Origin of the sequence: Hanstruepera flava, from assembly GCF_023634025.1 — a bacterium.
GTDB classification, from domain to species: Bacteria; Bacteroidota; Bacteroidia; order Flavobacteriales; family Flavobacteriaceae; genus Hanstruepera; species Hanstruepera flava.
Genome location: NZ_JALJCW010000006.1, coordinates 21614 through 34743 on the forward strand (window position 1 = coordinate 21614; position 13130 = coordinate 34743).

Annotated in this window: 14 protein-coding genes; 9 read left to right on the top strand and 5 right to left on the bottom strand. The window is 34.2% G+C overall.

Annotated elements, in window-relative coordinates; translation table 11 throughout:
- Positions 1-2: 2 nt before the first annotated feature.
- The gene (locus tag MTX13_RS13750; RefSeq protein WP_250436943.1) at positions 3-2330 is read right to left on the bottom strand and encodes a molybdopterin-dependent oxidoreductase; all 2328 of its coding nucleotides are present in this window, start codon (positions 2328-2330) and stop codon (positions 3-5) included.
- Between the two features lie 3 nt (positions 2331-2333).
- Positions 2334-2573, bottom strand: a complete 240-nt coding sequence (locus MTX13_RS13755; protein WP_250436945.1) for a hypothetical protein — start codon at positions 2571-2573, stop codon at positions 2334-2336.
- Positions 2574-2728: 155 nt separating this feature from the next.
- On the opposite strand from MTX13_RS13755, the gene MTX13_RS13760 reads away from it, so the two are divergent.
- From MTX13_RS13760 to moaA, 9 genes are read left to right on the top strand one after another with little or no spacing between them, the layout of a single operon-like run.
- Positions 2729-3910: a molybdopterin molybdotransferase MoeA gene (locus MTX13_RS13760; RefSeq protein WP_250436946.1), complete on the top strand. Its 1182-nt coding sequence runs from the start codon at positions 2729-2731 to the stop codon at positions 3908-3910.
- A gap of 5 nt (positions 3911-3915) precedes the next feature.
- Complete coding sequence (locus tag MTX13_RS13765) at positions 3916-4254, top strand: winged helix-turn-helix domain-containing protein (RefSeq protein WP_250436948.1); 339 nt, start codon at positions 3916-3918, stop codon at positions 4252-4254.
- Positions 4251-4994: a sulfite exporter TauE/SafE family protein gene (locus MTX13_RS13770; RefSeq protein ID WP_250436950.1), complete on the top strand. Its 744-nt coding sequence runs from the start codon at positions 4251-4253 to the stop codon at positions 4992-4994. Before MTX13_RS13765 ends, MTX13_RS13770 begins: the two co-directional genes overlap by 4 nt.
- Positions 4995-5579 (top strand): molybdenum cofactor guanylyltransferase, encoded by a 585-nt coding sequence (mobA, locus tag MTX13_RS13775; RefSeq protein WP_250436952.1) that lies wholly within the window; start codon positions 4995-4997, stop codon positions 5577-5579. It begins immediately after the preceding gene.
- Positions 5563-5796, top strand: a complete 234-nt coding sequence (locus MTX13_RS13780) for a MoaD/ThiS family protein (protein WP_250436954.1) — start codon at positions 5563-5565, stop codon at positions 5794-5796. Before mobA ends, MTX13_RS13780 begins: the two co-directional genes overlap by 17 nt.
- Positions 5797-5799: 3 nt before the next feature.
- Positions 5800-6864 carry a HesA/MoeB/ThiF family protein gene (locus tag MTX13_RS13785; RefSeq protein ID WP_250436956.1) on the top strand — a complete coding sequence of 355 codons (1065 nt, stop codon included), beginning with the start codon at positions 5800-5802 and terminating at the stop codon, positions 6862-6864.
- Positions 6861-7304, top strand: a complete 444-nt coding sequence (locus MTX13_RS13790; protein ID WP_250436958.1) for a molybdenum cofactor biosynthesis protein MoaE — start codon at positions 6861-6863, stop codon at positions 7302-7304. The genes MTX13_RS13785 and MTX13_RS13790 overlap by 4 nt, the downstream gene beginning before the upstream one ends.
- A gap of 30 nt (positions 7305-7334) precedes the next feature.
- Positions 7335-8246 carry a bifunctional molybdenum cofactor biosynthesis protein MoaC/MoaB gene (gene moaCB / locus MTX13_RS13795; RefSeq protein WP_250436960.1) on the top strand — a complete coding sequence of 304 codons (912 nt, stop codon included), beginning with the start codon at positions 7335-7337 and terminating at the stop codon, positions 8244-8246.
- Entirely contained in the window at positions 8246-9253 is a 1008-nt protein-coding gene (moaA, locus tag MTX13_RS13800; RefSeq protein WP_250436962.1) for a GTP 3',8-cyclase MoaA, read from the top strand. The genes moaCB and moaA overlap by 1 nt, the downstream gene beginning before the upstream one ends.
- On the opposite strand, the gene MTX13_RS13805 is transcribed toward moaA, so the two are convergent.
- From MTX13_RS13805 to MTX13_RS13815, 3 genes are read right to left on the bottom strand one after another with little or no spacing between them, the layout of a single operon-like run.
- Positions 9240-9839 (bottom strand): nucleotidyltransferase family protein, encoded by a 600-nt coding sequence (locus MTX13_RS13805; protein WP_250436964.1) that lies wholly within the window; start codon positions 9837-9839, stop codon positions 9240-9242. The two genes, moaA and MTX13_RS13805, sit on opposite strands and share 14 nt — an antisense overlap.
- An 11-nt stretch (positions 9840-9850) precedes the next feature.
- Positions 9851-10870, bottom strand: a complete 1020-nt coding sequence (locus MTX13_RS13810) for an XdhC family protein (RefSeq protein WP_250436966.1) — start codon at positions 10868-10870, stop codon at positions 9851-9853.
- Positions 10871-10883: 13 nt separating this feature from the next.
- Positions 10884-13121, bottom strand: a complete 2238-nt coding sequence (locus MTX13_RS13815) for a xanthine dehydrogenase family protein molybdopterin-binding subunit (RefSeq protein WP_250436974.1) — start codon at positions 13119-13121, stop codon at positions 10884-10886.
- Positions 13122-13130 lie beyond the last annotated feature (9 nt).

The following is a 13130-nucleotide window of genomic DNA, read 5'->3' on the forward strand; positions in this document are numbered from 1 at the left end:
AACTAGGCCTTTTCTACCTTAACTGCACACTTCTTATAATCCGGCTCTTTGGAAATCGGACAAAATGAATCTAAAGTAATATCATTAATTAACATATTCTCATCAAAAAAAGGTACAAACACTTGATTTGGTGTTGGCACACCTCTTTCGTTTACAGAGGCTGGAAGTGTAATTTTACCGCGTCTTGTTGTGAGTAATACATTGTCTCCTGTTTTTATTTGTAAGCGTTCTGCATCGCCTGGATTTAATTCCACATAAGCATGAGGCATAGCTTTATGTAACACAGGAATACGTCTAGTCATAGAACCTGTATGCCAATGTTCTACAACACGTCCCGTATTTAACCAGAATGGATACTCATCGTCAGGCTCTTCGGCAGCAGGTTCGTAAGGACGTTGCCAAATAACTGCTTTACCATCTGGTTTTCCGTAAAAATGAAAGTCTTCACCATTACTGCATGCTGGATCGTATTTTGCATTAAATCGCCATTTGGTAGATTTTCCATCTACATAAGGCCATAGCACGCCAGATTCTTCTTTTAAGACTTCCAATGGTGCCATGTTATGCTTTTTATTATCATGGTGTCGACGATACTCATTATAAATCTCTTCAATATGTGTTTCTTCATTATAATAGAACTGTTTTTCAAAACCGAGACGCTTTGCCACTTCTACTAATTGCCATGTATCACTCATAGCTTCACCAGGTGGTTCTACCATTTGCTCAAAATACTGTGTGCGTCGTTCTGAATTGCCATACATACCTTCGCGTTCTATCCACATGGCCGAAGGTAGAATAACATCTGCTATGTCGGTAGTTGGTGTTGGGTATATATCAGATACAACTATAAAACGTCCTTCCTTTTTTGTCGCATCTCGATAGCGTTTTAATTTTGGCATGGTTACCATAGGATTTGTAACTTGTATCCACATAAATCGGATGTCGCCACGATCTAATGCCCGAAACATTTCAACTGTATGGTAAGTTGGTTTTGATGGAATATTTTCTACTGGGACATCCCAAATTTCTGCTGCAAACTTTCGGTGCTCTTCATTCATAACCACTCCATGTGGTAATTTATGGGTAAGCGTTCCTACTTCTCGTACAGTTCCACAAGCCGAAGGTTGTCCTGTTAATGAAAATGGGCTATTACCAGGTGTTGAAATTTTTCCCGTTAACAAATGGATGTTATATACTAAATTATTAATCCAAGTACCACGTGAGTGTTGGTTCATTCCCATACACCAAACGGACATAACTTTTTTATTTGGATCACCATAGAAAGAAGCCATATATTTTATGTCCTTGGCAGACACACCTGATATTTTTTCCACCTTTTCAGGTGTGTAATCTTCCAAGAAATTTTTATAATCTTCAAAACTTATTTTTTCTGGTTTATCGGTAAACGAATAGTTATCCTCTAATCCATATCCCATGTTGGTTAATCCCTTATTAAAATTACAATGCTTTTCAACAAAAGATTGGTTTACCCAACCATTATTAATAATCTCATAACAAATAGCGTTTGCCACAGCTAAATCTGTTTGAGGACGAAATAAAATGGATTTATCTGCAGCCATACTTGTCCGAGTAGTTCGTGTTGCAAAATCAATAATCTTTACTCCTCGTTTTAATCGTTGGTCTAATATTCGTGAAAATAAAACAGGGTGCATTTCTGCCATATTATTTCCCCAAAGGAAAAAGACATCCGCGTGATCAATATCATCATAACATCCCATTGGTTCATCTATCCCAAAGGAAGTCATAAATCCTGTCACTGCACTTGCCATACACAATCTGGCATTAGCTTCAACATTATTAGTACCTATACAACCCTTAAACAATTTAGAAGCCACATATCCATCTGGAATAGTCCATTGTCCAGAACCATAAATAGAGACAGCATCCTTCCCATGGGCATCTATGGTCTCTTTCATTTTAGAGGCAATTAAATCCAAGGCTTCTTTCATGGAGGTCTCAACATAAGTACCGTTCTTTTTCACCAATGGTTTGGTTAAACGATCTGTGCCGTACATAGCCATAACAGAATGGTAACCTTTAACGCAACAAAGCCCTTTATTGACCGATGATTTTGGATCTCCTTTTACGGCAACAGCTTTGCCATCTTCTATCCCAACAAGCACACCGCAACCAACACCACAAAATCTACATGGAGCTTTTTTCCAATCTAGATTTCCATTAGTCGGCAGTCCTCTTTCCTGTTCGTCTGCAAATAAAATTCCTGGAAACATGGTTGCTGCTGCTGTTATGGCAGAAAGCGTTGCCATCTTCTTTATAAAACTTCTTCTGCTAGTAATTGAAGTATACATAGTTTAATGTTTTTGTGGGGTATTAAATCCTGAAACCATTGCCAAAAGCTTTAAACTGGAAATGGCTTCTAGCTGCTCTTTTAATAGGTCTTCTTCTTCTCGACTGTATGTTTCTGTAACTACGACTAGAACATCTCTATTTTCAGCTGGAATGACTTCGCATTGTTTTATGACTGAAATGGCCTTAACTAATTCTGCTTTTTTACCTTCAAACGGATGAGCCAAATAGCTTTTTATAGGCATATCTTTAGTGGATTTTAATGAGGCTTTAATTTAAGAATAAAAAAAATGCAATGCACTATAAATGTTTATTTACAAATATTCTAAATAGTAAACTAACATTCTCTGTTTCTTTTAATTAATAAAATCGCTATATTTGACAACACATAACGAAGATTATGATTTCAGTTAAAAAAGCATTAGTGTCCATCAAAAAATCATGTGAAATCACCATTCATTCAGAGACCATTAACATCAATAATGCAATTAATTGTGTTATATCTTCTGATATTTTATCTCCAATTAATATGCCTCCATTTCGGCAATCTGCAATGGATGGTTATGCTCTAAATATTCATAGTAATTTAAACTATGAGTTAAAAGGCGAAATAAAAGCAGGTGACAACATTAATCCCTTGTTAAAACCTGGAGAAGCGGTTCGCATATTCACTGGTGCACCAGTTCCTGACTCTGCCAATGCTGTTATGATGCAAGAGAAAACGACTATTAAAAATGAAGTATTGTATTTAACTGAATCGGTTAAACCAGACACTAACATTAGACCTCTTGGAGAACAAGTTCTTAAAGGCGATGTAGCACTTAAAAAAGGTGCCAAACTAAATTCAGCTGCAATAGCATATTTAACCTCATTGGGTATTACCGAAGTCAAAGTTTATAAAAAACCAAAAATTGCTATCGTCGTTACAGGTAACGAATTAGCTCAAGCTGGCGAACCATTACAATACGGACAAATCTTTGAGAGTAATGCTGCTATGTTAGAGTCTGCTTTAAAAAAATCTGGTTATGATAATGTTACTATTCATCAAGTTGCAGATAACTATGAAAAAACGCTAAAAACTTTAAAAGAAGTCTTACACTTAAATGATGTTCTTCTTGTTTCTGGTGGGATTTCTGTAGGTGATTATGATTTTGTTGGAAGCGCCTTAAAAGAGCTTGGTGTTACTGAACATTTCTATAAAGTAAAACAGAAACCAGGTAAACCGTTGTTTTTTGGTCAAAAAGATGAAAAATACGTTTTTGCCTTACCCGGAAATCCGGCTGCAGCATTGACTTGTTTTTACATATACGTTTTAACTGCTCTAGAAAGATTAAATGGAAATTCAGATTTTTCATTACACAAAATTAATGCTGTATCGCAGTCTAATTTCATCAAAAAGGGTAATCGTGCACAATTTTTAAAGGCTGTATATAGTAATGACTCTGTTGAAATTTTAGAAGGCCAAAATTCATCCATGCTACACACCTTTGCAATTGCAAATGCTTTGGTGTTTTTAGATGAAGATATAACACAAATTATCAAGGGTGATAAAGTTGAAACTATTCTTTTACCAATACATTAAACATTATGGACTATAAAATAAAAAGTCGAATTTGGATTGAAGCTGATGGAGAAATTTTACTGGGTGAAGGCCGTGTAAGCTTACTAAAAGCAATAGATGAAACGGGTTCGCTTTCTAAAGCTGCGAAATCTATTGGTATGTCTTATAAAAAAGCCTGGTCGTTGATAGATGCTGTAAATAAACGTGCCGAAAAACCAGTTACATCATCCAGTATTGGTGGCAAAGGTGGTGGTGGCGCCGAGCTCACTGAATACGGAAAATCTTTAGTTGAAACTTTTGAAACCATTAATGAAAACTGTTGGAAATTTTTAGACCATCAAATAAAACAGTCAAAACTTAAATGATTTTGGATATAGATTATATCTGGCCTTTTTTATTATTGCTTCCAATAGTTGCCTTTTTATACGCAAGTGTTGGTCATGGTGGAGCAAGTGGGTATTTAGCTTTAATGGCTATGTTTTCCTTTACCCCTGAAACTATGAAACCAACAGCGCTTTTACTTAACTTGTTTGTAGCAGGTATTGCTTTCTTACATTATAATAAAGCTGGTTTTTTTAATAAAAGATTATTTTGGTCATTTGCCATAAGCTCGATTCCATTAGCTTTTGTAGGTGGTATGATTGATATTGAAGCAACCATTTACAAAAGAATTTTAGCAGTGTTGTTGATTTTCACCATTTTAAAAATGTTAAATGTATTTGGAAAAGAAAGTGAAAAAATAAATCACGTAAAACTTTGGCAAGGTTTAATTGTAGGTGCTATAATTGGTTTCTTTTCAGGCCTAATTGGTATTGGTGGCGGCATTATATTAACACCTATAATTTTATTGTTGCATTGGGGAAATATGAAAGAAGCGGCTGCTGTTTCGGCTTTATTTATTTGGGTAAATTCAGCTGCAGGATTAATTGGTCAGTTCTCGAGTGGTGTTGAAATTTCATCGCAGTCTTTTATTCTGGTAGGAATAGTGTTAATCGGTGGGTTTTTAGGCAGTTATTATGGTAGTAAAAAGTTTAACAATAAAATTTTAAGACAGCTTTTAGCTTTTGTTTTGATTATAGCTTCGATAAAATTAATTTTTGTCTAGATGCAGAAAAAAGAAAATATAACCGGAATTATTTTAGCTGGAGGCAAAAGCTCTAGAATGGGTTCAGATAAAAGTTTGCTAACTTATAATAAGGTATCATTTATTCAGCATGTTTTAAATGCTATGAAGCCTTTAGTTGAAGATATTATAATTGTTAGCAACAGTAATACTCATGATAAATTTGGCTATAAACGTGTGGAAGATATTATAAAAGATTCAGGGCCTTTAGCTGGTATTCATTCTGGATTAAGTCAATCACCAACCGATTATAATCTAGTTTTAAGCTGTGATATTCCACTTATTAAGACGGAAATTTTAGAGGTTTTAGTACATTCAGACTACACGAATTACGATGTCGTTCAAATACAAAGTGGAGAGAAAACCATGCCATTAATAGCATTATATCATAAACGCTGTTCTGTTAAATGCAAAGCACTTCTCGACGAAGGAGAACGAAGACTTCGCGTGGCTGTTAAACAATTAAATACTAAATCAATAATTATTAATTCTCAATGGGAAGATTTTGTAAAGAATATAAATACAATAGACGATTTAAAAGAGATAGAATATGCAGTTAAACATTAAATATTTTGGACTAATTGCAGAACTTACCTCATGTGGTGAAGAACAATTAGAATTCCAAGGAACAAAAATCGAGGAAGTGTTAGAAAAGTTGTTTGAAAAATATCCTGATTTAAAAACAAAAGATTTTCAAGTGGCTCAAAATCGTGAAATCGTTTCAAATGATTCTAAAATTACAGGTGGCGATATTGCATTGTTACCACCTTTCTCTGGAGGATGATTTATGAGTAGATATAGCAGACATATCATTTTATCAGAAGTTGGTCAAAAAGGCCAAGACAAACTGAATTCGGCTAAAGTACTCGTTATTGGAGCTGGTGGTTTAGGTTGTCCTGTTCTACAATATATTGTAGCCTCAGGTGTTGGTCAAGTCGGCATTGTAGATTTTGATAAAGTGGATATTAGCAACCTGCAAAGACAAGTGTTGTTTGGAACATCATCAGTAGGAATGAACAAAGCCATTGCAGCCAAAAAACGATTAGAAGATTTAAATGAAACCATAAATATTTATGCCATCCCTGAACAGTTAACAATAAAAAATGTGCTTCAAATATTTAAGGACTATGATATTATTGTAGATGGTACCGATAATTTTAGCACACGCTATTTAATAAACGATGTCGCTTTACAATTAAATAAACCTGTAGTTTATGGCGCTATTTATAAATTTGAAGGGCAAGTTTCTGTTTTTAATTACAACCATGGCCCAAGCTATCGTTGCCTATTCCCTATTCCACCAAAAGAAGGCTCTATTGCTAATTGTTCCGAAGTTGGTGTTTTAGGTGTGTTACCAGGTATTATTGGTACTATGATGGCTAATGAAGTGATTAAAATCGTTTTAAATTTTGATGGTGTATTATCTGGTAAATTATTGTGTTACAATTCTAAAACTTCAGAAGTATCAACATTAAAAATTAAACGTAATCCAGTTGAAATTGATAAAATAAAAAGTCAACCAGATTTATCCTATTTATCAATAGAAGACAATTGTACTGCTGTAAAAGAGATTACCAATGATAAGCTCAACTTCAAAAAAAATATTCAGTTTGTTGATGTAAGGGAGTTTCATGAAGAACCTAAAATTGAATTATCAAACTGCCTTCAAATTCCATTAAGAGAACTTGAAGAAAATATAAACCAAATCGATACATCTCAAACAATTGTAGCTTTTTGTCAGTCTGGAATTAGAAGCAAAAAAGCAGTTGAAATATTATTAAATCAAGGTGTTACCAATTGCTACAGCCTTAAAGGTGGCGTTATGAGTTTATTTGAAAAACAATCGATATGAAAGATAAAAAAATAAAAAACGTATTTAAAGAAGGTGCTATTTCTTCAGAATTTATTGGAGAATCTATCGCGAAACACCAAACAAAGACAAGTATTGGTGCACATAACATTTTTTTAGGTCAAGTTCGTGCAGATGAAATTGATGGCAAAACAGTTTCAGCTATTGAATACACGGCATATGAAGATATGGCAAATGAAAAATTCCATGAAATCAGAGAAGCTACTTTCGAGAAATTCAACTTAACCTGTATGCATATTTATCACAGTTTGGGTAAGGTAAAAGCAGGTGAAATTTGCTTGTTTGTGTTTGTGTCTTCACCTAGACGAAAAGAAGTATTCAAAGCTTTGGAATATGTAGTAGAAGAAATTAAGGCAAAAGCTCCTGTATTTGGAAAAGAAATATTTGAAGATGAAACACATCAATGGAAAGTAAACTCATAAATCGATTCAGAAATCAGAAATTAAATATAAATGGTAGACATCACCCATAAAATAAACACATTAAGAATAGCTACAGCTCAAGCTGTGGTAAAAGTCAGTAAACCTGAAACCATTCAGGCTATCGAAAATGATACAGTTCCAAAGGGTAATGTATTTGCTATGAGTAAAGCTGCTGGTTTACTTGGTGTAAAAAAAACGCCTGACATTTTACCAGATTGTCATCCTTTACCTATTGAATTTACTGGAATTGAATATGAAATTAATGGTTTAGAAATTACCATTTCTTGTACTATTAAAACCATTTATAAAACAGGTGTTGAAGTTGAAGCTATGCATGGTGCATCAGTTGTTGCTTTAAATATGTATGATATGCTGAAGCCTATAGATAAAGGTGTTGAAATCCATCATATAAAACTACTTAACAAAAAAGGTGGCAAATCCGATTTTAAAGATCGATTTAGGAATGAACTTACTGCTGCAGTAGTTGTATGTTCAGATACGATTTCAGCTGGTCAAAAAGAAGATAAAGCCGGAAAAGCTATCATTTATAAGTTAGAAAATTGTAACGTTAACATATCAGATTATACTATTATACCAGATGAAAAAGATGCCATTCAAGAAAAGGTTAAGCAGTACGAAAGCCAAGGCATTAATCTCATTATATTTACAGGAGGTACTGGTTTATCTTCACGAGATGTAACACCAGAAGCTTTAGAAGGATTAATAGAACGTAAAATTCCAGGAATTGAAGAAGCTATTCGCAGTTATGGGCAAAATAGAACACCGTATTCCATGCTATCGCGAAGTGTTGCAGGAACAATAAACAACACTTTAGTATTAGCGCTACCAGGTTCAACAAATGGAGCCAAAGAATCTATGGATGCCATATTTCCAGCTGTATTGCATGTGTTTGGAATTTTAAAAGGTGCTAGACATAATTAATGGATACAAACAAAAACATATTACAAGATACATTTGGTAGAAACCATACCTATTTAAGGATTTCACTCACAGAACTCTGCAATTTACGATGCACCTATTGTATGCCTGCTGAAGGTATTCAATTGTCACCAAAGAGTCATATTATGAGTTATGACGAAGTCTATGAAATTGCCAAAACGTTTGTAGATAATGGTGTGACAAAAATTCGACTAACAGGTGGTGAACCTTTAGTAAGAAGAGATATTGACGTTATACTTAAAAAATTAGCATCACTTCCTGTTGAATTATCAATGACTTCCAATGCTGTAATTATAGACCGTTTTATTGAGATACTAAAGTCATGTAACATTAAAAACATCAATGTAAGTTTAGATTCTTTAAATGCTGAAAAGTTTAAAACCATTACAAGACGAAACGATTTTGATAAGGTCTATGGTAATATTATGCTTTTAATTAAAGAAGGCTTTAATGTGAAGCTTAATGCAGTTTTAATTAAAGGATTCAATGATAATGAAATTATTGATTTCATTGGACTCACTAAAGAACTGCCCATTTCAGTTCGTTTTATAGAGTTTATGCCTTTTGATGGTAACAAATGGGATAAAGCCAAAATGGTATCGTACGCAAAAATTATGGAGATAGTCCATTCAAATTTCAACGAAAAACAAGTTATAAGAATACAAGATGCGCCAAACGATACGTCTAAAAATTATACTATTAAAGATTATAAAGGATCTTTTGCCATTATTAGTTCAGTAACTAATCCGTTTTGCGATAGTTGTAATCGTATTCGTTTAACAGCCAACGGACGCTTGAAAAACTGTCTGTTCTCTTCTTCAGAATCCGATTTATTAACGCCTTTACGCGAAGGAAAATCTATAGAACCCCTAATTCAAAAAGCCATTCAGACAAAATTTAAAGTTCGTGGTGGTATGGATACTTTAGAAAAGTTAGAAAAACCCGATTTACATAATCAAAACCGAAGTATGATTACTATTGGTGGTTAGCAGCATATAATTTTTGATAATCTTCTGTTGTATCGAGGTCAGATAAAAACTCTTTTGCGTTAATGGTGTCAACATGTATTCTGTTTTTTAGAATAATAGATTTAGCACCTTTATCAGTTTGTAATGTCATTAAATCATTAAAATAATTGGCTCCGAAAAGTGCTGGAACTCCTAGTTTATCATGACCATAGTCAGATGCTATAATTTGTTCAGGTGTACCTTTAAAAGCACTTATCATTTCTGTAAAATAATTCTCTGGAATTAAAGGTTGATCAACAAGTGAAGTCAATATAGCCTCTGGTTTATTATCCTTTAAAGCAGCAGAAACACCTTTAGCTATTGAAGCTCCCAGACCTTTGTCCCATTCTTCATTTATAACGATGTCAATTGCTTTATTTCCTAATTTTGTTTTAATCTGATCATAATTCGAACCTAGTACTAAAATTACACGATTGTTAGTGGTTTTCATTACCTTATCAATTACATAATCCAAAAGAAATGTTCCTTTCCACGGAAGCAGTTGTTTAAGTTTTCCCATTCTGGACGAACTACCAGCAGCCAAAATAATATGTGTAATATTTGGCATCCTAAACGAAACTAAATTGTTTTAGAGTGAATTCCTGAACGTTTTTCTTTCAAAGACATAGGCTTTTGGCCTCGCACAACGCTTAATATTTCTGATATAATAGAAATTGCAATTTCTTGAGGTGTTTCAGCTCCAATATTTAACCCAGCAGGTCCATGAATATTATCAATAAATGAACCATCTAAATCAGGACTGTATTCTAAAAATTCAGACAATAATTTCTCACGACGTTTTGAAGGCCCCAACAATCCAATGTAAGCTGGTTTGGTGTCTTTCAATTCTAACAAATACTTGAGGTCATTAGCGTAATTATGAGACATTATAACGATGGCTGTTTCATTATCTATGGAATCCAATTCCAAGGCATCTGGAGAAACTGAAAAAAATGATGTAGTACCAGGAAAATCGGTAATTGTTTTAGACTCTAATGGTCCAGAAATTACAGTGACTTCCCAGCCGTTAAAACTAGCCAATTGACAAAGTGTTACAGCATCATGTTCCGCGCCAAAAATCATGAGTTTAAAACATGGTGGTAATTCTTCGGAAAACATGGGAAGGTCTTTATTGACTTCTGAAAAATTAGACAATTTAAAGGAAGAATCTTCAAATTGAATAAAACTACCTAAACCAGTAATTACACCTTCCTCCTTTTTGTAATTTGAATGAATACTGAAAGGAATTCTCCCTTTTAAAAAATTATTTAAAGTATCAATACATTCTAAACTCGGATGAAAAAGTTCAATTAATATGTAGAGGATACCTTCGCAGCCTAAACGATAACGACCATCATAAGTCATCATTTTTGCTTGACCTGTTTTAAAAACAGATTGTGCCTCGCGTTTAATATCCTTTTCAACACAGCCACCACTCACAGCACCAATCATTTTACCGTTTTCAAGGATAAGCATACGTACGCCTGGTTTTCTATATGATGAACCATCTAATGCTACTACTGTAGCTAAAACGGATTTTAACCCAGATTTATTTGCACGCTTATAAGCTTCAACTATTTGTTTAAATTCAAAAGTCATAATGAAAATGCTATTAAGCTTTTAAGGCTTCTGGCTTAAAATATTTCATAAATGGTTGCTTATAAAGTCTTTGACCTGTAGCAGCATATATCGCATTAGCAACTGCAGCACCAACAGGAGGCAATGTAGGTTCACCTAATCCTGTAGGAGCAATATCACTCTTAATAAAATGCACATCAACATGTGGTGTTTGATTAATTCGAATAAGCTGATAGGAATTAAAATTATTGGATTGCGGTACGCCATCTTTAAAAGTTAATTCGCCATACATCATGTGACCTAAACCATCAATAACACCTCCAACCACCTGATTTTGCGCCCCAAGTGGATTAACCACTACGCCACAATCTACAGCAACCGTGACCTTTTTAACAACAGGATATCCATTTTCCATTTTAATATCTGCAACTTCAGCCACATGTGTGTTATGGCAATAATAAACCGCAAAACCTTGATAAATATCTTCTGGAGTTTTTCCCCAGTTCGATTTGTCAACTACAAGCTCAATTACACCTTCAAGTCGTTCTGGGCTGTATTGAATGCGTTCATCTGTTGTTCCTTTTACATTTTTCAATAAGTCTTTATGTAATTGTATACGGTCAATTTTAAGTTCCTCAGCTAATTCATCAAAAAAACTTTGTTCAGCACTAGCTAAAAAATTAGTGATTGGTGCGCGCCAAGCACCAGCTGTTATATTACTTGTAACTTGTGCTATATCATATTTATAATTCTCAATAGCTCCAGCCGGAAAGAAATTTGACATGGAAGGCCAACTATTTCCATTAATACAAGCTTCCTTTAAATGATAACCTGTTACTCTACTATCTTTTATTGATGCTAAAAACTTATACTTTGTAGGGGGACGATAAATACCAGTTGTCATATCATCTTCACGAGAAGAAATGACTTTCACTGGTTTTCTTATAGCATCAGAAATTTCAGCCGCTTCATATACAAAATCGCCATATAAACGCCTTCCAAAACCACCTCCCATTCGTGTCATATCTACATGAACATCATCTAAATCACGCTCTAATATAGAAGACACAACGTATGCTGCTGCTTCTGGTGTTTGGATTGGACCAACCAAATGTACTTTCTCATCTGTTACATTGGCAAAGAAATTCATTGGTTCTAAACAATTATGAGGCAAAAATGTTGACTCATAAGTGCGCTCTAAAATATTGTCTGCTCTTGAAAACGCTTGTTTTATATTACCATCTTCACGTAATGTATTGAATTCCTCTCCTTCAATCACTTTTGTTAATTCTTGACTATGATATTCTGAACTCTCAAGCTGACTGGTATCTTCCCATGAAGCCTTAAGGGCTCTTTTACCTTTTAATGCCGCCCAAGTAGAATTAGCAATTACCACAACTTTATCACTATCACTTAATTTTACAGTCCAATGGTATGCAGGATTAAATTCTGTTTGGCTTAAATATTTTCTTGCTTTGTCACCTATTGTTATTACATCTATAACTCCATTAACTTGTTTAGTTGCAGAATCATCAAACGATTTTAAAGTTTGACCAAAAGCTGGTGGTCTTAATACACAGGCATACACCATGCCTTCTTCTTTATAGTCTAAACCAAACAACGGTTTTCCAGTAATAATCTCATCAATATCGACGTTGCTTTTACCTTGACCAATAATATTAAAATCTTTAGGGTCTTTTAATGTTACTTTTTCGGGAACTTCCAATAAAGCTGCCTCATTAACAACTTGTCCATAATGCAAAGTCTCTCCATTTGGATTGGAGATTACACCATTTTTTACCGAACATTCAGAAACGTCAATTCCCCATTTAGCTGCGGCTGCATTAACTAACATCTGTTTTGCTGTAGCTCCAGTTTCTCGTAATGGTTTCCAGCCTTGTCTTAAAGACTGACTACCTCCTGCTAGTTGACGTGTAAAGTTTTTAGTGTCTAAAGATGCTTGAACCACATGTACATCTTCCCATGCTACTTCTAATTCTTCTGCAATAAGCATTGGCATAGATGTTTTTACGCCTTGACCAATTTCAGGATTTGGTGCGTAAATGGTTACTTTGCCTTCATCTGAAATTCTTATAAAAGCATTAAAATCATTGTAATTAAGTTGGCTCAAATCTATTAAGTCTTTAGGAGGTGCCACATCATCTTTACAAGCTGTAAATAAATTGAATCCAATAAGCATACCACCACTGGCTAGCGCTGAAGTTCTAATAAACGCTCTTCTACTAAATTGTATTTGGTTTGATTTTTTCATGTGGATGTA

Bases quoted from the DNA above. Each gene is read 5' to 3' on its own strand.
- MTX13_RS13750 (WP_250436943.1), bottom strand. From the start codon at position 2,330: ATGTATACTTCAATTACTAGCAGAAGAAGTTTTATAAAGAAGATGGCA.
- MTX13_RS13755 (WP_250436945.1), bottom strand. From the start codon at position 2,573: ATGCCTATAAAAAGCTATTTGGCTCATCCGTTTGAAGGTAAAAAAGCA.
- MTX13_RS13760 (WP_250436946.1), top strand. From the start codon at position 2,729: ATGATTTCAGTTAAAAAAGCATTAGTGTCCATCAAAAAATCATGTGAA.
- MTX13_RS13765 (WP_250436948.1), top strand. From the start codon at position 3,916: ATGGACTATAAAATAAAAAGTCGAATTTGGATTGAAGCTGATGGAGAA.
- MTX13_RS13770 (WP_250436950.1), top strand. From the start codon at position 4,251: ATGATTTTGGATATAGATTATATCTGGCCTTTTTTATTATTGCTTCCA.
- mobA (WP_250436952.1), top strand. From the start codon at position 4,995: ATGCAGAAAAAAGAAAATATAACCGGAATTATTTTAGCTGGAGGCAAA.
- MTX13_RS13780 (WP_250436954.1), top strand. From the start codon at position 5,563: ATGCAGTTAAACATTAAATATTTTGGACTAATTGCAGAACTTACCTCA.
- MTX13_RS13785 (WP_250436956.1), top strand. From the start codon at position 5,800: ATGAGTAGATATAGCAGACATATCATTTTATCAGAAGTTGGTCAAAAA.
- MTX13_RS13790 (WP_250436958.1), top strand. From the start codon at position 6,861: ATGAAAGATAAAAAAATAAAAAACGTATTTAAAGAAGGTGCTATTTCT.
- moaCB (WP_250436960.1), top strand. From the start codon at position 7,335: ATGGTAGACATCACCCATAAAATAAACACATTAAGAATAGCTACAGCT.
- moaA (WP_250436962.1), top strand. From the start codon at position 8,246: ATGGATACAAACAAAAACATATTACAAGATACATTTGGTAGAAACCAT.
- MTX13_RS13805 (WP_250436964.1), bottom strand. From the start codon at position 9,839: ATGCCAAATATTACACATATTATTTTGGCTGCTGGTAGTTCGTCCAGA.
- MTX13_RS13810 (WP_250436966.1), bottom strand. From the start codon at position 10,870: ATGACTTTTGAATTTAAACAAATAGTTGAAGCTTATAAGCGTGCAAAT.
- MTX13_RS13815 (WP_250436974.1), bottom strand. From the start codon at position 13,121: ATGAAAAAATCAAACCAAATACAATTTAGTAGAAGAGCGTTTATTAGA.